The following is a 20,980-nucleotide window of genomic DNA, read 5'->3' as shown; positions in this document are numbered from 1 at the left end:
AAAAAATGATGTTTTTACTCAAAATACCATCTATGTATAAACAGAAAGCCGCCTAAATAGAACTGAATATCAGGCGGCTTTCATAGTTGTAAGAAAATGTTGTGTTATAAGATATAGCCATTGTTTTGATGTGATCAAAGTGTATTTCACTCTAGAATAGTGTAATAATAATCATCGCAACGAAAAAGATCGTTAAGTAGTTTAATGAATAAACGAACATGAGTGTTGACCACTTCATGATATCTTTCATTTTAAAGCCCATAAGACCAATGACGAGCCATCCAATGTTCAGCAATGTGCCAAGTGCGACAATCGGCCATCCTAATCCACCTAAGAAAAATGGAAGCGGAAGAAGACATGCTGTCCAAATGATGATTTGGCGTTTTGTGACTTCAAAGCCGTAAACAACTGGCAGCATTGGAATACCTGCTTTGCGGTAATCTTCCGTTTTCTTAATCGCAAGTGATAAGAAATGCGGAATTTGCCAGATGAACATAATCATAAACAGGACCCAAGCCGTTGTGTCGATGGTGCCTGTAACAGCTGTCCAGCCAATTAATGGCGGAACCGCACCAGATACACTCCCAATGACTGTATTAATGGTGTAATGACGTTTAGACCACATCGTGTATAGAACTGCATAAGTAAAGACACCGATAAATCCAATCACTGCTGATGTAACAGTTGTCATCAGAAGCATAATCAGTCCAAGTACAACAAGCAGAATACCAAATGCATACGCTTGACCCGGCTGAACTTTACCTGTCACCGTCGGTCTTGTTTTTGTTCTTTCCATTAGTATATCAATATCACGGTCAAACGCATTATTAATGGCGCATGAACCGGCAATAATAAGAGAAGAACCAATCATTGTTAACAGCACAATATCAAGATTCCCAAGGAAACTCATACCTGTAAAATAAAAAGCAAGCCACATTCCAGTAAAAGTTGTAATGAAATTGGAATTGACGATGCCCATTTTAATAAGAGCAAGAAAATCTTTTAAAGCGGTTGTTTCTTCTATTTGTCCATGAATAGCTGCTTCCGCGGCTGTTTTGGAATTTGCCAATGTGTATAACCTCCCTTGCCCAAACCTTCAAACGAACGAATAAAACGTAAAATCGTTACAACTCTATCATACAAGATAAAGAGCTGTAAAAAAACATCCTATTAAATAATAAACGACAAACTTGAAGTTATTTGTGAACTTTTCGTGAATTTATTAGGATGTGCGTTTCAGAAGGCGGTGCAAAATGAAATATTCTCTCCTCTATTTCTATCAGACTGTCAAAGAAAGATCAAGCACTCTAAATCTGTAAACTTTGTGAACTAACATATCATTTTTTTGTGAACTTTGGTCATTATGAATTGCAACAGAACACGCATTTGGCTTAAACTTGAGAGCATGTGAGGTTTTCATTTAGATCAGAAGTTATTTAGAGAAGGTGAAATCATTTGATGAAATTTGCTTTAAGGTTATTGAGCGTTGTCACAACATTTGTGATGCTGATCGTTCTGATTGGCGGTGCGCTTGTGACGAAAACTGGCTCCGGTCTTGGCTGCGGCAGACAATGGCCCCTTTGCCACGGTCGTTTCTTTCCAGAAATGAACCCTGCTTCCATTATCGAATGGAGCCACCGCATGTCAACAGGAGTTTCCACCATTCTTGTACTGGCACTGGCGGTCTTATGCTGGAAAAAAATCAGTCCAGTATTCCGTGAAACCAAATTTTTGGTCATCATGTCCATTATATTCTTACTGCTTCAAGCGCTGTTAGGGGCACTCGCCGTTGTGTTTGGTTCTAACGCACTTGTCATGGCACTGCACTTCGGTATTTCACTGATTTCTTTTGCTTCCGTTTTACTGCTGGCACTGCTTGTGTTTGAAGCCACCAGATCTGAAACAAAGCTTGTGAAGCCGCTTCATATCGGCAAAAGAATGCAGTTCCATATTTATGGGTTGATCACATATACGTATATTGTGGTGTATACGGGCGCCTATGTGAGACATACAAAATCAAGTCTTGCATGCTCTGTCTTCCCATTTTGTTCAAAAGACGGCGCACTTCCAGCGTATTTTAATCAATGGGTTCAAATGTCTCACCGAGCAGCAGCCCTTCTTTTATTCGTTTGGATATTTGTTGCGATGTTCCATGCCCTTAAACATTATAAAGAACAAAAGCAGCTGTATTATGGATGGATCATTTCAGCCATTCTGATTACACTTCAAGCGATCTCAGGTGTGATGTCTGTTTATTCTCATCTCGCACTCGGTTATGCGCTTGCTCATTCATTCTTTATTTCTTGTTTGTTTGGGGTACTATGCTACTTCTGCTTACTCATTGCCCGGTTTAAATATGAAAATAGAGAGCCTTTCAGATAAACATACAATCCCCCTTTCATCCGAAAAGGGGGATTTCTTTTATGTTTGTTTCGCTTCTTCGAATAGCGAAATGGCCTTTTTTCGTCTTTCTTGATGATCGACTGTAGGCAGAGGATATGTATCCCCCAGCATGCATCCCGATTTCATTTGCTCATCTATCGGCATTTTACTCGGTTCATGAATCCATTTTTCATTCACATGCTTTAGTTCTGGTACATACCTTCTAATATATTCTCCGCTTGGGTCAAATCGTTTCGACTGGGTCGTTGGGTTAAAAATACGGAAGTAAGGAACAGCATCCGTTCCGACAGAGGCTGCCCACTGAAATCCTCCAATATTCGAAGCCTCATCATAGTCGACAAGTTTTCTCGCAAAATACGCTTCGCCCATTCTCCAATCGATGAGATAATCTTTTGTCAGGAATGAAGCCGTCACCATTCTCAAACGGTTATGCATCCAGCCTTCTTCATTTAACTGTCTCATCCCAGCGTCAACGAGCGGGAAGCCTGTTTGTCCTTTACACCAAGCTTCAAAAAGTGTCTCATCATCATTCCATTTTATATGTTGAAAGGAGGCGTTGATTTCTTTTTCTTTCATCTCTGGATAATGCGCAAAGATCATATGATAAAAATCGCGCCACGCTAGCTCTTTCATAAATGTTTCCTTGCCCTCATCTTCAAAAAGTTCTTCCTCATTGACCGCATGAAAGATCGTGCGAATAGAAATGGTCCCAGTTTTTAAAAACCGAGACAGCTTGCTCGTCCCAAAAACAGACGGAATATCTCGTTTCTCATGATAATGCGTCAATCTTTCTTGAATAAAGCCGCCTAGCGTGCTCATCGCTTTGTCTGATCCAATCTGATCGAATTTCCTTGTACATTTCTTGATGATGTCCCTTAGTTTCTCATCTCCCTTTTCAGAAAGTGACTCATCACAAATCGTATGCTCACTGCTCAGAAATGATTTGTCAACTTTTATCACAGACTGCTTCTCCTGCTTCCGCCACGCTTGGTAGTATGGAGTAAACACTTGATAATGAGAACCATCCGCTTTTAAAATATCTCTCGCCCCATGCAGATGCGTATCTTGCCACTTTGACACATGAATGCCCTTTTCTTCTAAGAAACGGGTCACTTGCTCATCACGTGTTTGACCATTTCCTACTTCGTCCTCATTAAAAAAGACCGCATTGATGTCATAAGCATCCAGGAGCTTTTGAAAAGCGGACAAAATATCATCATGAATGAGATGAACATACATGTGAGATTCTCTCGCTTTCTTGACGAAATTGGCCAAGTTTTGAAAGAAATGTTCGTTGTTCAAATCCAGTTCCATTTCTGTAAAAAATGGATCTAGATGATAAAAAGCAAATAATCGGTACTGATGTTTTTTTGCATATGTGATCGCTTTTGATAAGGCGATATGATCATCCAATCGCATATCTCGGCGAAACCAAATCACGACAATTTCCACTCTTTCTTCACCTCATTCTATAGTGTAATCACTCTAGCGGGCGGCTGCACATTTTAATGCGCTCAAAAAAAGACACATCGCAGTGGATGTGTCTTGGATTGTTGACAAAGGGCTAAAATGCTCTTTATTTTAGCCCTTTGTCTTCTTTTCAGCGTGATAGAAAGCCCTTGAAGTCTAGGAAGAACGAGTACTGGAGCGGAGCGAATGTGACATTCGTGAGCACCAGCACGCAGGACTGACAAAGAATGCAAGGGTTCGTCTATACGCTGAGACACATCGCAGTGGATGTGTCTCACTCATTATTCAGGCTTTAAGACAATCAACAGATCTCCAGTTTGAATCCCTTCTCCATTCGTGACATGAATTTCATCCACGACTGCTGAGAACGGTGCTTGTACCGTCGTTTCCATTTTCATCGCTTCATTGATCATCAAATGCTCACCTTGAGAAATTTTCTGTCCTTTTTCAACAAGTACTTTGATCACAGTGCCTGGCATCGATGCCGCAATGTGATTTGGATTTGAGCGATCTGCCTTCATTTTTTCTTGAACGGAGGATTTGATGCTTTCATCCTTAATGACCACTTCACGCGGCTGTCCATTCAGTTCAAAGTAAAGCACTCTTGTAGCGTCCGGATTCGGTTCTCCAATGGACACGAGTTTGACAATGAGGGTTTTCCCTTTTTCAATTTCTACCTCAATTTCTTCACCAAGTCTCATGCCGTAGAAGAAGGTTGGTGTGTCAAGAACAGAGATATCTCCATAGCTTTCTGCTGTTTGAACAAATTCAGAAAAGACTTTCGGGTATAAAGCATATGCAATGGCATCTTGTTCTGTCAACGTCAGATCATGTGATTCTTTGAACTGCTTTTTGATTTCTTCAAAGTCCACTGGTTTCAGTTTCTCACCTGGTCTGACAGTAAGCGGCTCCTCCCCTTTTAAAATCAGCTTTTGCAATTTTTCTGGGAATCCGCCATGAGGCTGTCCTAAATAACCTTTAAACAATTCAACAACCGAATCTGGGAAATCCAGTGTTGCTCCTTTTTCATAAACATCCTCTTCTGTCAGATCGTTTTGCACCATATAAAGTGCCATATCTCCGACCACTTTAGAAGACGGTGTCACTTTCACAATGTCACCAAACATGTCATTTACACGTCTGTACATTTCTTTTACTTCATTCCAGCGGTCGCCAAGGCCGACCCCTTTCGCCTGCTGTTGCAGGTTACTATACTGGCCACCAGGCATTTCATGCTCATAAATTTCTGTATGCGGTGAATTCATTCCGCTTTCAAACTCATGGTAATATTTTCTGACGGAATCCCAATATTGAGAAAGACGTTCAACCGCTTGAACATTCATTTCGGGCTTTCTTTCATGTCCGTCTAAAGCATAATATAATGAGCTCGCACTTGGTTGTGATGTGAGCCCCGCCATAGAGCTGACTGCAACATCAACAATATCAACACCTGCATCAATCGCTCTTGCATAGGTGAAGAGTCCATTTCCACTCGTATCGTGTGTATGAAGATGGATTGGAATCGTGAGCTCGTCTTTTAGAGCAGATACAAGTTCATAAGCCGCCTGCGGTTTTAATAATCCCGCCATATCTTTAATGCCTAAAATATGAGCGCCTGCGGATTCAAGCTCCTTCGCAAGAGAGACATAATATTTCAAATCATATTTCGGACGTGATGGATCAAGAATATCACCTGTATAACAAATCGCTGCCTCTGCCACTTTGCCTGATTCACGAACAGAATCAATGGCAAGCGTCATGCCTTTGACCCAGTTTAGGCTGTCAAAAATACGGAAGACGTCAATGCCTGCCTCTGCCGATTCCTTTACAAATGCTTTAATCACATTATCCGCATAGTTTGTATATCCGACAGCGTTTGATGATCTTAATAGCATTTGGAACAAAGTGTTTGGCACTTCTTGACGAAGCTCTTTCAATCTTTCCCAAGGATCTTCTTTCAAGAAACGATATGCCACATCAAATGTAGCGCCGCCCCACATTTCCATACTGAATAACTCTGGCCATAAACCTGCTGTTGGCTGCGCAACTTTCTTTAAGTCGTGTGTTCTAAAGCGTGTTGCAAGCAGGGATTGATGTGCGTCTCTAAAAGTTGTATCCGTTAAAAGTACACTGCTTTGCTCTTTCACCCAATTGGCGAGCCCCTCAGGTCCATGCTTGTCTAACAATTGTTTTGTTCCAGAAGGAATCGTTTCATGGACAGCAAGTTTCGGCACATTTGGTTTATCAAAATGAGGCTTCTTATTTTCCGAAATACCAGGGAACCCATTAATGGTAACGTTACCAATATAAGTAAGCATTTTCGTTCCGCGGTCTTTTTGCTTAGGGAAGTTAAATAGCTCAGGTGTTGAATCAATAAACGATGTATCATATTCCCCTTTTAGAAAATTCTCGTGCTTCGCGACGTTTTCAAGAAACGGGATATTTGTTTTAATGCCACGAATCCTGAATTCTTGTAAATTTCGGACCATTTTAGCCGCAGCTTGATCGAATGTAAGTGCCCAAGTAGACAGCTTGACCAACAGTGAATCGTAATAAGGTGTAATCACCGCACCTTGGAAGCTGTTTCCTGTATCAAGACGTACTCCAAAACCACCGCCTGAACGGTAAGCCATGATTTTTCCTGTATCTGGCATGAAGTCATTCAAAGGATCTTCTGTTGTGACCCTTGATTGAATGGCAAATCCATGTGTAAAGATATCTTCTTGTTTTGGTATCCCGACTTCTTTGCTGTGGAGGTCATGTCCTTTTGCGACAAGAATTTGGGTTTGGACGATATCGACCCCTGTGATCATTTCTGTGATCGTGTGTTCCACTTGGACCCTAGGATTGACTTCAATAAAATAAAACTCCCCATTTGCCACTAGGAATTCTACAGTCCCTGCATTGATATACGATACATTCTGCGCCAGCTGAACAGCCGCTTCACAGATGTCTTCACGCAATTGATTAGAAAGAGACACACTTGGTGCAACCTCAATGACTTTTTGATGACGCCTTTGAACAGAGCAGTCACGCTCATATAAATGAATGATATTGCCGTGATTGTCTCCAATCACCTGCACTTCAATATGTTTCGGATTTTCAATCAGCTTTTCAACGTATACTTCGTCATTTCCAAAGGCCGCTTTCGCCTCTGACTTTGCACGGTCATAGGCTTCGTTCAGCTCCTCTTTTGATCTGACAATCCGCATACCTCGGCCGCCGCCTCCAAGTGAAGCTTTAATAATAAACGGGTAACCGTATTCTTCACCGAATTTTTCGACTTCTTTGACCGAATCAACTGGCCCGTCACTTCCTGGAATGACTGGAATTCCAGCTTTTTTCGCTTCATCTCTCGCTTTTACTTTATCTCCAAACATATCTAAATGTTGAGAAGTTGGGCCGATGAATTGGATGCCTTCCTCTTCGCATCGTCTTGCAAAATGAATGTTTTCAGATAAAAATCCGTATCCTGGATGAATCGCATCCACGTCATTTCGTTTTGCAATTTCGATGATCCCCTCGATATCAAGGTAGGCATCAATCGGCTTTTTCCCTTCTCCAACTAGATATGCTTCATCGGCTTTATAGCGATGATAAGAGCCCGAGTCTTCTTTGGAGTAAATGGCCACTGTACGTAAGTTGAGCTCCGTACAGGCCCTAAAGACTCTGATAGCGATTTCCCCTCTGTTTGCAACTAGAACCTTTTGAATTGTTCTCTGTGACATTCTCACTCCTCCATATCCCTTAAAATTTTATATGTACTCTATAATAAAGGAAGAAATGAAAACTGTACACTTTTGTTTTCTAAAGATTCAAAGTTTTCTGCAATCCATTTTTTTGAATCGATGGTTTGCTGATTGATTTTTTCTTTTTATAACGCTCTTTATATTCAGTGAACATGCTGATATTCAGCAATATTCCCATACATCCACTCAGTAAAATGATAGAGGATCCCCCGTAGCTGATAAACGGAAGTGTGACCCCAGTGATCGGAATGAGACCTGAAACACCGCCCAAATTAATACACGTTTGGATGGCAATCATTGAAGAAATTCCTATTGCAAGCAAACTTCCAAACGGATCTTCACACTTTCTCGCAATGTAAAAACCTTTCACGACAATAAAGCCAAGGAGAGCAAGGACAAAAAATACACCGAAAAAACCAAGCTCTTCCGAGATAATTGCCATGATAAAATCTGTATGCGGTTCTGGAAGGTATCCATACTTTTGTACACTCTCTCCAAGACCAAGCCCAAAAAAGCCGCCTGACCCAATCGCATAATATGAATTAATCAATTGATGCCCAGAAGCGCCTGCGTCTTTAAATGGATCTTGGAAACTCTCAAAACGTCCAAGACGATTCTGCGTGAAAATTTTATCCCAAAAAAGAATAATAAACGGTGTCACAACAACCATCACCGCACTAAATAAAGCGAGCAGCTTGGCCAGCGTTTTACCGCTAAACCCTGAGCATAAAATCATCGCAAGGGCAATCATACCAATGATAAAAGCTGTCCCATAGTCTGGCTGCAAAATAATAAATCCGCATAGGATGGAGACAACCACAATTGGAGGTGTAACCCCTCTTAAAATATGGTCAATATAATGCTGCTTCTTTGCATAGACAGCAGCAAGATAAATGATGACAACGATCTTCACGAATTCCGCTGGCTGAAGACTAAAAGGTCCAAATTTGATCCAGCTTCTAGCATTCCCTGCAATGTGACCGCCAAAGTACACATAAATGAGAGAAAACACAGATAGCAAAAGCATCACAATTTGGAATCTTTTATTTAAGAGCAGCTGATACGGAATGAGGGCTGTAAAAATCAAGATGACCGCCCCGACAATCATAAATAAAAGCTGTTTCTTGAAAAAATTATCTGGCGCAGCATCATATCTGATCACAGATGTAATCATACTTGAGCTATACACCATCACCAAGCCGAATGCGCTAATTAATATAATGGCGAACAATAATGAGTAGTCATACGATTTTAGCATTCTCTTTAACATATAATCCTCTTCCTAACGTCTATTTCTACTGCTTGATATTCTCTTCTCTTAGCTGTTCTTATTCTACTACATTTTCTCCGTTTGATCCCGTTTTACCTCTTTATATTGTTCGTCTTTCATGAGACAATCAAGTCCGTTTGGCATCAATCAAAATAAAAAGGCGGACAAAAAAACTCAAACTTATGTTGTGGAAGTTTGAGTTTTCAATCATTATTTTTTTGTGAACGCATCATGAAGTGCGGATAATTCTCTCTCAAGTTTATCGAGTAGTTTTTTGCCTTCATGTTGATCAACTAATCCAAGCCGGACAGCGAAATCAATTTCTCTCGATAATCCGAACATTTGAGTATCTAAAACCTCTTCATAAAGAGGACATTGCGGCATCGTTAAGTTGTCCATTTGCACTTGGATCAATTTTAAAATTTTATCTGCATCCAATTTTAATAAAGCCAGTGCTTTTTGCCGATGATCGACTAAAATTTCTGACGCCAAAAGTATCCCTCCGTTCCCCAGGCGAGTACCTAATTCTTCTATTTATCATAAAGCGAAACGCCCAAAATTGCAAGCAGATTTGTACAGTTCGCTCTGTAAAAATAAAAAGAAGCCATTCGTTATTAAAAGATACTCATCTCATATTTTTCACTCATGAGCTCAAGCAGCTTAATACCCGCAATACTATTCCCTTTTTCATCCAAAGCAGGTCCGAATATACCTATCCCAAAGTCGTATGGCGCCGCCCCCATAATTCCGCCTGAAACACCACTTTTAGCAGGGATTCCTATATTGATCGCAAATTCCCCGCTCGCATTGTACATACCGCATGTGACCATAAACGTTTTACAAATTCTAGCGACATCTTTCGAAAGGATTTGCTTTCCTGTCTCTGGATGCCTGCCATCTAATGAAAAAACACACGCGATCTTCGCCAAATCCAGGCTGTTCATCATGACGGCGCATTGCTTCGTGTAGACGTCCATCACCTCTTCTACATTCCCTTTAATGATATGATATTGCTTCATATAATAGCACATTGCGCGGTTAATCATTGATGTTTCAAATTCGGATGCAGCGGTTTCTTTGCAATATGTAATGGTGGTGTCATTGGCAAGCTCTCTAATAAAACCAAGCAGCCGGTTCAGCTGATCTTGCGGCGTTGCCCCTCTGATTAAACTTGTAACGGCAAGCGCTCCTGCATTAATCATTGGGTTAAGCGGCTTATTTGGGCTTGCTGTCTCTAGTTTAATCATCGAATTAAACGGGTCGCCAGTCGGTTCTTGTCCAACATATTGAAACACTTTTTTCGGTCCTTCTTCTGAGAGCACGAGCGCCAGTGCTAATACTTTTGAAATACTTTGCAGGGTGAATCGTTTATCAACATTTCCTGCTGAGTGGCACGTATTACTCACATGATAAACAGCGACAGATAAATCCGATTGATCCGCTTTACCGAGTGCCGGAATATAGGATGCTACCTTTCCATTTTTGGCCACCTTTTTTGCCTCTTCTACAAATCGCTGAAGCTCTTCATTGTCACGACATGCCATGCCCAAAATCCTCCCTATTTTTCGTCTAATCGTAGTTTGTACAAGGAGGTGCATGTTTATGAAAGTGACAAAGCGGGCGAAAACTTCTATAATTTATGTTGGAAAGGGGTTGTCTTGAACATGAGCATTATTCAAATCAAGGGGAACGTACAATACAAGATCACCATTGATCCGAGTGTATGGATTTTTGATGACCGTAAATTTTTAATGGATTCATTTTTTGAGAAAAGTGCAGCAAACGAAGAGCAGCAGCTAGATCAGGAGCTTGATCAAGAGCGGGTCATAAGAGAAGGTCAAACACTTCCACCCACATTAAAAACAGAGAAAAAGTACGAAAAAGAAAGACTTGTCACAGGCAGCTTCGGGATGAAACTTGGCGACATGATAAAAAATGCAGAACCGCTCGAACAAGCGGAGACGTGTGAATTTGTCACAGAAACAGAAACAATTGCTGTTCCGCTCTCTAAGGCGATGGATAGCATTGCCCATTTCAGCCAAAATGGAAAACCTATAACAGAAGAAGGACCAATCCACGTTTATTTCGAGGATCAGTCCAACATCACTCAGCCGATTAAAGGCGTCAAAGAGTTAATCATTACATAAGATGGCGGGTCTGGACTATAATAAATCAGCTGCAAGCTGTGCAAGTCCAGACCTTTCTCCTTTGACAAGCTTGACATGTCCAGATATTTGCTGCCCTTTGAAACGCTCAATGACATATGTGAGCCCATTATTTAAGCTGTCTAAATAAGGGTGATCAATCTGCTCTGGGTCTCCCATCAGCACAATTTTACTTCCCTCACCAACCCGCGTTAATAATGTTTTTACTTCGTGTTTTGTTAAGTTTTGCGCCTCATCGATAATGATAAATTGATCAGGGATACTTCTCCCGCGAATATACGTTAAAGCTTCCACTTGAATTGAACCGATGCCCGCTAGTATCGCATCGAGTTCACCAGGTTTTTTTGTGTTAAATAAAAATTCTAGGTTGTCATAGATCGGCTGCATCCACGGTCTGAGCTTCTCTTCTTTTTCGCCTGGCAAATACCCTAAGTCCTTACCGACAGGAACAATAGAGCGGGCCACGATGAGCTTTTTAAACATGCCGAGGTCCTCTGTCTGCATTAATCCAGCAGCAAGTGCAAGCAGTGTCTTTCCTGTTCCCGCTTTTCCGATAAGTGTCACAAGCGGAATATCGCGGCGTAAAAGTAACTCAAGCGCCATCGTTTGCTGGACATTTTTTGGGCGAATTCCCCAAATATGTTCTTGGTCATAAATAAGCCGTTTCACATGCTCTGCTTTTTGATCAAGCATCCCCAAAGCAGAACCACCCTCATTTCCCTTCATAATAACAAATTGATGAGGGTTTAATGGCGTTTGGGTGACGTCTTTTATCGGTAACTGATTTTGCTTATAAAATGTATTCAGCTGCTCAGTCGGAATATAGAGCTCGTGATAGCCGTTATCAATTTCTTCATTTTGCAGCACACGATCGCTTAAGAAATCCTCTGCTTGCAGACCAATGGCATCCGCCTTTACTCGCACTAGGACATCTTTGCTGACCAAAATAACAGGTCGGCCATCTGGTTTTGTTTCTTCCTCTAAGCTCAAATTCTTAGCAACAGCCAAAATCCGGTTATCGTTTGTTTTTTCAATGAAAATTTCTTGAAGTTCATGGAAAGAGCGATGATTCAGCTCAATACGCAGCGTTCCTTTTGACTCCAGCGTAATTTTTTCATGCAGTTTCCCTTTCGATCTCAACCCGTCGATTAAACGTGAGACACGTCGTGCGTTTTGCCCAACCTCGTCCATATATCTTTTTTTCGAGTCTACTTCTTCTAACACTACGGCCGGAATCACGACCTCGTTGTCTTCAAATGAAAAGATTGAATTCGGATCCTGTAATAACACATTTGTGTCTAATACATAAATTTTACTCAGGTCCTTCGCCTCCTGATCGGGGTTTCATTCATCCTTGTCTTTCCAAAAACGATTGTTAAAATATATGTTTTCATGAATAAAGTTAGAAGGTTAATTCAACAATAAAATAAATCATGCAGTTTGTGAAGGAGGGAATACACATGCGACTATTTTTGACGTTATTCATGGTTCAAACCATTCTTTTATTAGGCGCTTGCCAGCATCAAGAGAAGCCTTTGGCACAAGAACATCAAGACGGAAACAAGCATTTAGTAAGAGTATCAGACTCATCCAAGAAAAGCACTGACAAAGCCCGCCCATCAACAGATGTGGCGCAGCACCTAGTGAATGTGACTGAGCATGTAGCAGATGTAAATGACGCAACAGCGATCGTCATCGGCAAGTATGCTGTCGTCGGCATTGATGTAAAAGATGATTTAGATAGAAGCAAAGTTGAAACCATTAAATATTCAGTCGCCAAAGCACTGAAAAATGATCCAGAAGGTGCGAATGCTGTTGTCGTCGCTGATCCAGATACAGTGAGCCGTTTAAAGGAAATGGGCAAAGAAATTCAAGCTGGCAGACCAGTAAGCGGAATTATGGATGAACTAGCAGCCATTGTGGGCCGTGTGATGCCAGAAATGCCTCGAAATGAAATCGACCGTAACGAAACAGATCCGACGAATGATCCGAATCATCAGCTCAAACAACAAGATCAAAAGCAATTAGAAAAAAATCAAAACGATCAATCAAACCATCATATGAATCAGAAGAAATAATGAGAACGGCTTATATCTCTTGTGATATAAGCCTTTTTTATACTGATTTTAAGTGGTTCAAAAAACATGCTATAATGAAGGCATGACCAAAGTGAGGTGAAAATGATGAGAGTGAAGTGCTCATTATGTGAAAAGCTTGAAACCATTAATGATGATACACTTGTTGCTAAACGGTTAAGAAATCGACCGATTCATACATATATGTGCGATGACTGCCAAGAAAGAATTAAAGTAAAGACAGAGGCACGCATCAAAACTGGCAGATTCTCTCTTTATCAAGATCCTGCGACGAAAGAGAAAAAGAAGAAAAAAGGAAAAAAAGAACAGAAGACATAAAAAAGACCTGACACAAGTTCAGGTCTTTTTTACGTACTCACTGTTCCTTCTTTTTTCGCACGATGCAGCCGTATTTTATAAATAATCAAAATGACAGCTGCCACAACCAGGCCTTCTGCGACTGGCAAGAAGATACCTAGAAATGTGAGAAACGTGCAGCCAAAAATCAAAAACAAATAAATGACAAGTGCTTTTAAAATCGGTAAACGTCTAGCAAAGCCGAGTTTAAAAACAATAATCGCTAAAACAAGGATGGTGCCATATAGGAGCCACATCCCTGTTTGCGGATTTTCATCGACACGAAACAGCATCGCAAAAAAGGATAGATTCTCACTTACTTCCTGATCATTCAAAAAGATTCCCTCCCCTTACCTTTCAGGGTTCTATCTTTTTAATTCTTCATGGAATTAAGATAATCCTGCTAGCTTTTTCTTCTTCGCAGCTTTCTCACGTTCGTTTTTATCTAAAATTTTCTTTCTTAAACGGATCGATTCCGGTGTAACCTCACAGTATTCGTCTTCATTTAAGTACTCAAGAGATTCCTCAAGTGACATAATACGTGGTTTTTTCATACTAACCGTTTGATCTTTTGTCGCTGAACGTACGTTTGTTTGTTGTTTCATACGGCTCACGTTGACAACAAGATCGTTTTCACGGTTATGCTCACCAACAATCATTCCTTGGTATACTTCAACACCCGGCTCAACGAAAATCACACCGCGCTCTTCAACGCCTTGGATTCCGTAAGCAGTTGCTTTACCTGTTTCCATTGAAACAAGTACACCTTGACGGCGTCCGCCAACTTGACCAGACTGCATCGGCTGGTAGCTGTCAAATGTATGGTTCAAAATACCAAAACCACGAGTTAATGAAAGAAATTCAGTTGTATATCCGATTAAACCACGTGATGGAACTGTAAAGATCAGGCGAACTTGACCGTTACCATTATTGATCATGTCAATCATTTCACCTTTTCTTGCACCCATTGATTCCATAACAGAGCCAGTATGCTCTTCAGGTACATCAATTTGAACACGCTCTACAGGCTCACATCGAACACCATCTACTTCTTTTACAATAACTTCTGGCTTCGATACTTGCAGTTCAAATCCTTCACGTCTCATGTTCTCAATCAGAATTGATAAATGAAGCTCACCGCGTCCTGATACGACCCAAGCATCAGGTGAATCCGTTGGATCTACACGAAGACTTACGTCTGTTTGAAGCTGCTGTTCTAAACGCTCTTCAATTTTACGTGATGTCACGTACTTTCCTTCACGGCCTGCAAATGGGCTGTTATTGACAACAAATGTCATTTGAAGTGTCGGCTCATCAATACGAAGGATCGGCAAAGCCTCTTGGTGTTCTACCGGGCAGACTGTTTCTCCTACGTTGATGTCTTCCATACCAGATACTGCGACAAGATCTCCAGCTTTCGCTTCATTGATTTCCACTCGTTTTAACCCTTGGAAACCAAAAATCTTCGTCACGCGGAATTGTTTTACACTGCCATCCACTTTCATGAGAGCAACTTGCTGTCCTACTTGCATCGTTCCTCTAAATACACGGCCAATTCCAATTCTTCCAACATAATCATTGTAATCAAGTAGCGCCACTTGGAATTGAAGCGGTTCTTCATGGTTGTCGACTGGGCATGGGATATGGTTGACAATCGCTTCAAACAACGATTCCATGTTTTCATCTTGCTTACTAGCATCGTTACTTGCTGTACCATTGATTGCTGATGCATATACAACTGGGAATTCAAGCTGTTCTTCTGTTGCATCCAATTCAATGAACAAGTCAATGACTTCATCGACTACTTCAGCTGGACGAGCAAAGTCACGGTCAATTTTATTGACAACAACAATTGGTGTTAGGTTTTGCTCAAGTGCTTTTTTTAGCACGAATCGTGTTTGAGGCATACAACCTTCATATGCATCCACAACGAGAAGTACACCATCTACCATTTTCATGATACGCTCAACTTCACCACCGAAATCGGCGTGTCCTGGTGTATCTAAAATATTAATGCGTGTATCTTTATAATGGATCGCAGTATTTTTAGCTAAGATCGTAATACCGCGCTCTCGCTCTAAATCATTTGAATCCATGGCTCTCTCAGCGATATTTTCATTCGCACGGAAAGTACCAGCTTGATGGAGCAATTGGTCAACAAGCGTCGTTTTACCATGGTCAACGTGGGCAATAATTGCGATGTTGCGAAGGTCTTTTCGAAGTTTCACATTTTCATCTCCTAAAATAATTAGATAACTTTCATATTATATCACAATCCCCTTTAAATGCCGATCGTTTTTCTGTAAACTTATATTAACTCTAAAAAAAGGGATGGAGACAAATGAAACAAATCAAATGGCTTCTATTATTATGTGCATTACTTGCCGTCGTCAGTATGGCGTTTATTGGAGTGTCTGTTGCAGAAAAAAGCATACTGGGAACATGCTTAAGTATTGTGTTCGCCATGATTTTCATGGGTACAGGATTTACATTAAAACGAAAATTAAACGTACAATCATAAAATTTATGAAAAGCCTTTTACATTTTACATGTAGAAGGCTTTTATTTTGGGTAAAAACAAGACCAACCACCTATGTAACACTAATTATTCAACTAAAAATTTCATATAGTGTTGGCAAATCTAAGCAATCTGAACTCCTCCATTTTTCGACAAGAACTTTTATAGTTCTCCAAAATCAAACACAAAGTTACATTTTTCCTATTCTTCCACAAAGTTTCTCATGGTATGCTGTTCTTGCAACAAAATTTAACAGAAAAGGGAGAGAAAAGAAGCATGAAGAAGTTTTTGAGCAAATCGCTCAGCTCTGTTGTATTTTTCGCTTTAGCTATCATTTTTACTTTCACAACAGTAGCTCCTGGGCAAGCAAGTGCTGCAACTTTCAAAGGGATTCCTTTTGAGCAGCAACAAATTATTAAAGATTTATTGGAGAAAAACGAGCGTGTTATCAGCATTCTCATCAATTCATTTGTTGAGGAAGACAACAACTACACATTTGATGTGAAAAAAGCTGTTGAGCTCGGTTTGACTGAAGAAGAAGCGGCGACTGCTGAGAAATTCTTAGATCGCGCAGCTGTTCTTACAATCGTTTTCAGTGAAAGCATCACTAAAAACGAAAAAGGAAAATTAGTTTTTGATGCAGAAAAAGCTGTTGAACTTGGTCTTACTAAAGAAGAAGCAACTAAATTCGAAAAGCTTTTCAAATCAGTGATCAGAATTGCTGATCTTGCTGGTGATGCACTTGTTCTAGACAAAAAAGGAAACGTTGTAATTGATTCTAAAATCGCTAAAGGTCTTGGATTCAGCTCTACTGAATTACTTGTTTTCAACCAATTGCTTAAGAAAATTCCTCAAGAGCAATTAAAAACGTTCTATGATGCAGTTCAAATTGCTAAAGAAAAATTGAACTAAGCTCAAAAAACCCCCATCCGGTTCATCCAGATGGGGGTTCTTTCTTATATCCAATAGATCAAGAGCATGATGAGATAGACGATACTAAAAACGATACTTGCCCTTAATAACAGTTTTCCATAGTAGCGCTTTTCAAACTTTCTTTTTTCTTCTTTTTCATCTATGAACGGTATGAAATCTGTTGACTTTGCAATAGAGACTGGTTCTTTCATTTCTTCATATAGATGAAGGCATTTTTTGCATGAACGTAAGTGCTCATTCACTAATTGATTTGTTTCTTCACTCGTGTCCCCTTCTATATAAAGTGGTAATAGTTCTTCAATCAAATAACAGCTCATTTGTTGAACTCCTCACAATGTAGCTTTCGTTTCAGCTCTAATCTAGCTCGATGAAGGGTTTTCTTTACTTTAGATAAGGTCCAATTCAAAATTTCCGCTACTTCTTCATACGATAATTCCTGAATATCTCTTAAAATGAGGACTTCTCGGTAAGAATCCTTCAATTGATTGATCTGGCTCCACAGCCTTTGAATATCAGCTTGAGTTTCTAAATGGTCTTCAGGTGTCATGAATATCTGCTGCTCTAAAAAATCAGCTTTTTCTACATCCGTAAAAGTTCGTTTTACTTTTCGGCGATAGTCGTTGAATATAATGTAGTGTCCGCTGGTACAAACTTTGAAGCGAATGCTTTCGCACTTGCTTCAGATAAAGGGCGATATTCTTCTGAGAAAGTATCTGTCAGTTCCGTTTTAGTAAATTGAAACATGATATGTGGGAGATTTAGGATCGGGTTCAGCATCAGCATAAAAAAGACGACAATTCCCCAAGCACCCACTGTCTCAACTTCACCTTGTTTTGTAGTAACGCACCTAACAAATGTAATGTCATAAAGCTTCCTGCGGCCGCTACTAAAATCACAATGGATTTAAACGAAGATTGCAGCTCATGCTTCGAGATAGAAGGATAAAAAATATACAGCAGCGCAGCGAAAATCAGGCCATAGAAAAACAGCAATTCTTTCCACTTCTGATGCCAAAACAAACGAAAGAATAGGTGAAGTATCAAAGCGGCAAAGCCAATCATAAGCAAAATGATGATCAAATCTCTCCATATCAGCTCCGTATCACCGCTGAGAAAGAACTTTTTGCTTTCAACTAACACAATAAATACCGTTTGACATAAAGGCAGAAGTAACACAGATAAATCAAATGCAAAAAACATGCCCTTATTTTTTAAATAAGGAAGAGAAATCACATAGAAAAGTGATGCAAGTAAGACATATCCATAGATGAGAAATTGCATGAAATCTGTCAGCACTTCAAATGTTTCGATCGTATACTGTCTAGCTAGCACTTGGTGGATCATCTCAAGTGTCATACTCCCTAGCAGAACTACTCTTAATACGATTCCAGCATAAAATACATAACGACTCTTCTTTTCTTTCCATATGGGAAGTGTAATGAAAAGGACAAATAGTCCAAGCACACACCATTGAATCATGTGGATACTGTACTCATTTAAAATAAAAAACCTTTCAAAATGGAGGGATAAATCACTAAACAAATCAAACATTGCTACACAATCCTTTACATCAAATTAAGGCCTCATTCGTTTAGACATCTGCCTTACCAAAAAGTTTCAGGAAAAACAAAAAATCACTTCATTCTCATGAAGTGATGTTGTTTATTTTTTATTTCCGCTTCCTTTTATGTAATCATGCAAGATTTTCTCACAGACGGATCGATTTCCGGCAACAATGCTATTTTTCTCTAGAAACGTTAAGCGTTCTCCGTGAATATTCGAGTAAACAGCGCCTACCTCATCAAGCAACACACATCCAGCCGCATAATCCCATGGCGCTAGCCTTAACGTGACATATGCGTCGCTTCTTCCGCTTGCAATATAAGCCAGTTCAAGTGCAGCTGATCCAATCGTTCTTGTTCCTCTCACATCGCGTACGAGACGGGCAAACGGCTTAGCGTCAAAATGGGGGCTTTCAATCGCCCATGTTGGGTTAATGCCGACAATGGCTTTTTCAATGGCGACATCTTTTAAAGGCGGGAGTAAGGTATCGTTCATATACGCCCCTTCTCCTTTGACTGCATGATAGAGCTCGTCATGGATGACGTCATAAATAAGACCGATTTTCCCCACACCATGTTCAAATATCCCAATTGAAATGGCAAAATTTCGTTTTTGATGGACAAAGTTCATGGTGCCATCAATTGGATCAATGATCCATACTATTCCGTCAAGAGAGATCACTTCTTCCCCTTGGCCCTCTTCTCCTAAAATATGATGATCTGAAAATGTCGACTGTATCTTTTCAATGAAGAAACGTTCTGTTTCTTTATCGATGTTTGTGACAAGATCATTTGGATTTGATTTTGTTTCAATTGATAGACCTTCCTGCATGGATGCTTTAATGCGGCTACCCGCTTCTTTTACCCAAAGCTTTGCAAGTCGGTCAATTTCCACCCAGTTTGTCATCGGACTGTAAACCTCTTTTCTATGTAGTACCTATTTGTATTAGCATACTGATATTATGTACGTAAAAGCAAGAAAAAAGCAGCTTCATACAAAAACGAACCGATGAATTGGTTCGTTTTTACCTCACCTTGTTTTACCCTTGAAGCTGCTCCCATTCTTTTCTTAGGCGCTCAAGCTTTCGTTTGCTGCGTTCTACTTGGATATCATCTTTTTGCTCGATGGCTTCATGAAGCGTAGAAAGCTCATAATCAACCTCTAATCTCCACACAGCGATGCGATTCTTCTTCTCTTGTCTATACCCATGCTTCACGATTTGCTTCATTGGTCAACGCCCCTTCCAGAGAATGATTCATTCCTTGTCAGTTTTCATTGATAAAAAATACAATCGATAAGAGAAATGGTTCTTGCTTATATCGTATGAAGCGATCGCATAACCGCAACGACATTCTGAAAATTGTGTTTTTACCTATTTGTTATGTACCACAAAATCGATGTTTTTAAACGCCGAACCAAGATCCCTGCTATCTTTCTCCTTAAAGTGCATCTTTTTTTGAGCTTGACCCAAGCTATGATAAAATATGATCAGCGAAAAGATACAGGAGGCATAACATGAGTGAAATGCGTTTTAGAGATGAAGATTTTGAAACATTCACAGTAGACGGTTTAGATGAACGTATGACCGTATTAAAAGAGAGAGTCCGTCCAAAGCTTGAAGCACTTGGTGAACATTTTGCACCGCTTCTTTCTTCTATTACAGGAGACGAAATGTTTGTCCACGTGGCAAAACATGCAAGAAGATCAGTCAACCCGCCAAATGACACTTGGGTGGCTTTCGCTAACAGTAAGCGTGGGTATAAAAAGCTCCCTCATTTTCAAATTGGGCTTTGGAAAACTCATGTATTTGTATGGTTTGCGCTTATTTATGAATCTCCAGTAAAAGGTGAATATGGGCAATTATTCGAAAAAGAGCTGGACACGATCCAAAAGAAAATACCGCAATACTTTGTTTGGTCTAAGGATCATATGAAACCGGACGTCCTCCGCCACAGCGAACTTGATGCTGAACAGCTGAGAACACTATTTGAACGTGTTCAAACAGTCAAAAAGGCCGAACTCCTTTGCGGCATCCAGCTTCCTAGAGAAGAAGTTGTTCAAATGAATAATGAAGAATTCTTATCAAAAATTGAAGATGCCTTCCGCACAGTAACTTATCTATACCGCTTTACACAAAAAGAATCTGTATAAAAAAACGAGCCTATATTGGCTCGTTTTTTACATCCGTATCATAGCTGTTTCTTCAGCCTCTCTTGCGCTTTTTACTGTGCGATAAGGGGAATACCCACTTCCCTTTTCAAACGCCGCACAATGCGTCTTTTCTTCTGCTTTTGATGGTACAACTTCTTTAAATCGTTTATAAGCCTCTAGTAACGCTTGTTTCGCAATTCCTGTTTCATAGGCTTTTTCAACGGCTTGAAAAAATGAAATGACCGCCATCTTTTCTTCAGTTGTCCAGTCGACGTCCATTGGATATTGATATTCCATTTACTTGTCCCTCACTTTAATCCACATTTC

At 40.2% G+C, this 20,980-nt stretch carries 22 protein-coding genes; 7 read left to right on the top strand and 15 right to left on the bottom strand.

All coding sequences use genetic code 11. The features are described from left to right. Window positions 1–151 precede the first annotated feature (151 nt). On the bottom strand, window positions 152–1,069 hold the full coding sequence (gene cyoE / locus KVT11_RS03230) for a heme o synthase (RefSeq protein ID WP_024720296.1): 918 nt from the start codon (window positions 1,067–1,069) through the stop codon (window positions 152–154). Between the two features lie 389 nt (window positions 1,070–1,458). Here cyoE and KVT11_RS03225 point away from each other — a divergent pair, with 389 nt between their 5' ends. Continuing rightward, on the top strand, window positions 1,459–2,382 hold the full coding sequence (locus KVT11_RS03225) for a COX15/CtaA family protein (RefSeq protein WP_025207284.1): 924 nt from the start codon (window positions 1,459–1,461) through the stop codon (window positions 2,380–2,382). 39 nt (window positions 2,383–2,421) lie between these two features. Here the strand turns inward: KVT11_RS03225 and KVT11_RS03220 are convergent, their stop codons facing one another. From KVT11_RS03220 to glsA, 5 genes are all read right to left on the bottom strand, one after another. Beyond that, window positions 2,422–3,855 carry a cryptochrome/photolyase family protein gene (locus KVT11_RS03220; protein WP_116306815.1) on the bottom strand — a complete coding sequence of 478 codons (1,434 nt, stop codon included), beginning with the start codon at window positions 3,853–3,855 and terminating at the stop codon, window positions 2,422–2,424. Window positions 3,856–4,154: 299 nt separating this feature from the next. Next, window positions 4,155–7,601, bottom strand: a complete 3,447-nt coding sequence (gene pyc, locus KVT11_RS03215; protein WP_057079590.1) for a pyruvate carboxylase — start codon at window positions 7,599–7,601, stop codon at window positions 4,155–4,157. Between the two features lie 79 nt (window positions 7,602–7,680). Then, window positions 7,681–8,892: a putative lipid II flippase FtsW gene (gene ftsW / locus KVT11_RS03210; RefSeq protein WP_008345051.1), complete on the bottom strand. Its 1,212-nt coding sequence runs from the start codon at window positions 8,890–8,892 to the stop codon at window positions 7,681–7,683. A gap of 210 nt (window positions 8,893–9,102) precedes the next feature. Beyond that, window positions 9,103–9,384: an Fpa/YlaN family protein gene (locus KVT11_RS03205; RefSeq protein WP_003212509.1), complete on the bottom strand. Its 282-nt coding sequence runs from the start codon at window positions 9,382–9,384 to the stop codon at window positions 9,103–9,105. 122 nt (window positions 9,385–9,506) lie between these two features. After that, window positions 9,507–10,436: a glutaminase A gene (gene glsA, locus KVT11_RS03200; RefSeq protein ID WP_035392166.1), complete on the bottom strand. Its 930-nt coding sequence runs from the start codon at window positions 10,434–10,436 to the stop codon at window positions 9,507–9,509. Window positions 10,437–10,556: 120 nt separating this feature from the next. Between glsA and KVT11_RS03195 the strand changes: the two genes are divergently transcribed. Continuing rightward, complete coding sequence (locus KVT11_RS03195; protein WP_008345056.1) at window positions 10,557–11,039, top strand: hypothetical protein; 483 nt, start codon at window positions 10,557–10,559, stop codon at window positions 11,037–11,039. Window positions 11,040–11,054: 15 nt separating this feature from the next. On the opposite strand, the gene KVT11_RS03190 is transcribed toward KVT11_RS03195, so the two are convergent. Next, window positions 11,055–12,377, bottom strand: coding sequence for a PhoH family protein (locus KVT11_RS03190; protein WP_116306813.1), 1,323 nt, complete (start codon window positions 12,375–12,377; stop codon window positions 11,055–11,057). Between the two features lie 140 nt (window positions 12,378–12,517). On the opposite strand from KVT11_RS03190, the gene KVT11_RS03185 reads away from it, so the two are divergent. Together KVT11_RS03185 and KVT11_RS03180 are read left to right on the top strand one after the other, a co-directional pair. Beyond that, on the top strand, window positions 12,518–13,135 hold the full coding sequence (locus tag KVT11_RS03185; protein ID WP_113747327.1) for a YhcN/YlaJ family sporulation lipoprotein: 618 nt from the start codon (window positions 12,518–12,520) through the stop codon (window positions 13,133–13,135). A gap of 105 nt (window positions 13,136–13,240) precedes the next feature. Continuing rightward, window positions 13,241–13,471, top strand: coding sequence for a YlaI family protein (locus KVT11_RS03180; RefSeq protein WP_008345063.1), 231 nt, complete (start codon window positions 13,241–13,243; stop codon window positions 13,469–13,471). Window positions 13,472–13,500: 29 nt separating this feature from the next. Here the strand turns inward: KVT11_RS03180 and KVT11_RS03175 are convergent, their stop codons facing one another. Further along, window positions 13,501–13,782, bottom strand: coding sequence for a YlaH-like family protein (locus KVT11_RS03175; protein ID WP_045034298.1), 282 nt, complete (start codon window positions 13,780–13,782; stop codon window positions 13,501–13,503). Between the two features lie 96 nt (window positions 13,783–13,878). Then, window positions 13,879–15,717: a translational GTPase TypA gene (gene typA, locus KVT11_RS03170; RefSeq protein WP_008345068.1), complete on the bottom strand. Its 1,839-nt coding sequence runs from the start codon at window positions 15,715–15,717 to the stop codon at window positions 13,879–13,881. A 113-nt stretch (window positions 15,718–15,830) separates the two neighbouring features. Between typA and KVT11_RS03165 the strand changes: the two genes are divergently transcribed. Both KVT11_RS03165 and KVT11_RS03160 read left to right on the top strand, forming a co-directional pair. Beyond that, the gene (locus tag KVT11_RS03165) at window positions 15,831–16,010 is read left to right on the top strand and encodes a DUF5325 family protein (protein ID WP_008345070.1); all 180 of its coding nucleotides are present in this window, start codon (window positions 15,831–15,833) and stop codon (window positions 16,008–16,010) included. A gap of 273 nt (window positions 16,011–16,283) precedes the next feature. After that, window positions 16,284–16,919: a hypothetical protein gene (locus KVT11_RS03160; RefSeq protein ID WP_017359387.1), complete on the top strand. Its 636-nt coding sequence runs from the start codon at window positions 16,284–16,286 to the stop codon at window positions 16,917–16,919. 44 nt (window positions 16,920–16,963) lie between these two features. Here the strand turns inward: KVT11_RS03160 and KVT11_RS03155 are convergent, their stop codons facing one another. The 5 genes from KVT11_RS03155 to KVT11_RS03135 all read right to left on the bottom strand — a co-directional run bounded on the left by KVT11_RS03155 (window position 16,964) and on the right by KVT11_RS03135 (window position 19,730). Continuing rightward, window positions 16,964–17,257: an anti-sigma factor family protein gene (locus KVT11_RS03155; RefSeq protein ID WP_008345075.1), complete on the bottom strand. Its 294-nt coding sequence runs from the start codon at window positions 17,255–17,257 to the stop codon at window positions 16,964–16,966. Beyond that, window positions 17,254–17,568 carry a sigma-70 family RNA polymerase sigma factor gene (locus KVT11_RS03150; RefSeq protein ID WP_223255628.1) on the bottom strand — a complete coding sequence of 105 codons (315 nt, stop codon included), beginning with the start codon at window positions 17,566–17,568 and terminating at the stop codon, window positions 17,254–17,256. The genes KVT11_RS03155 and KVT11_RS03150 overlap by 4 nt, the downstream gene beginning before the upstream one ends. A gap of 148 nt (window positions 17,569–17,716) precedes the next feature. Continuing rightward, complete coding sequence (locus tag KVT11_RS03145) at window positions 17,717–18,418, bottom strand: hypothetical protein (protein ID WP_223255619.1); 702 nt, start codon at window positions 18,416–18,418, stop codon at window positions 17,717–17,719. Window positions 18,419–18,601: 183 nt separating this feature from the next. Then, window positions 18,602–19,408, bottom strand: a complete 807-nt coding sequence (locus tag KVT11_RS03140) for an inositol monophosphatase family protein (RefSeq protein ID WP_017359392.1) — start codon at window positions 19,406–19,408, stop codon at window positions 18,602–18,604. Window positions 19,409–19,541: 133 nt separating this feature from the next. Further along, window positions 19,542–19,730: a hypothetical protein gene (locus KVT11_RS03135; RefSeq protein WP_008345085.1), complete on the bottom strand. Its 189-nt coding sequence runs from the start codon at window positions 19,728–19,730 to the stop codon at window positions 19,542–19,544. A gap of 287 nt (window positions 19,731–20,017) precedes the next feature. On the opposite strand from KVT11_RS03135, the gene KVT11_RS03130 reads away from it, so the two are divergent. Next, window positions 20,018–20,653 carry a DUF1054 domain-containing protein gene (locus KVT11_RS03130; RefSeq protein WP_017359393.1) on the top strand — a complete coding sequence of 212 codons (636 nt, stop codon included), beginning with the start codon at window positions 20,018–20,020 and terminating at the stop codon, window positions 20,651–20,653. A gap of 27 nt (window positions 20,654–20,680) precedes the next feature. Here KVT11_RS03130 and KVT11_RS03125 read toward each other — a convergent pair whose 3' ends face one another. Further along, window positions 20,681–20,950 (bottom strand): UPF0223 family protein, encoded by a 270-nt coding sequence (locus tag KVT11_RS03125; protein WP_008345089.1) that lies wholly within the window; start codon window positions 20,948–20,950, stop codon window positions 20,681–20,683. Window positions 20,951–20,980: the final 30 nt, after the last annotated feature.

Source organism: Bacillus sp. GbtcB10, from assembly GCF_019091365.1.
In the GTDB taxonomy this organism is placed as follows: domain Bacteria; phylum Bacillota; class Bacilli; order Bacillales; family Bacillaceae; genus Bacillus; species Bacillus altitudinis.
This window is presented reverse-complemented; position numbering and strand designations above follow the sequence as displayed.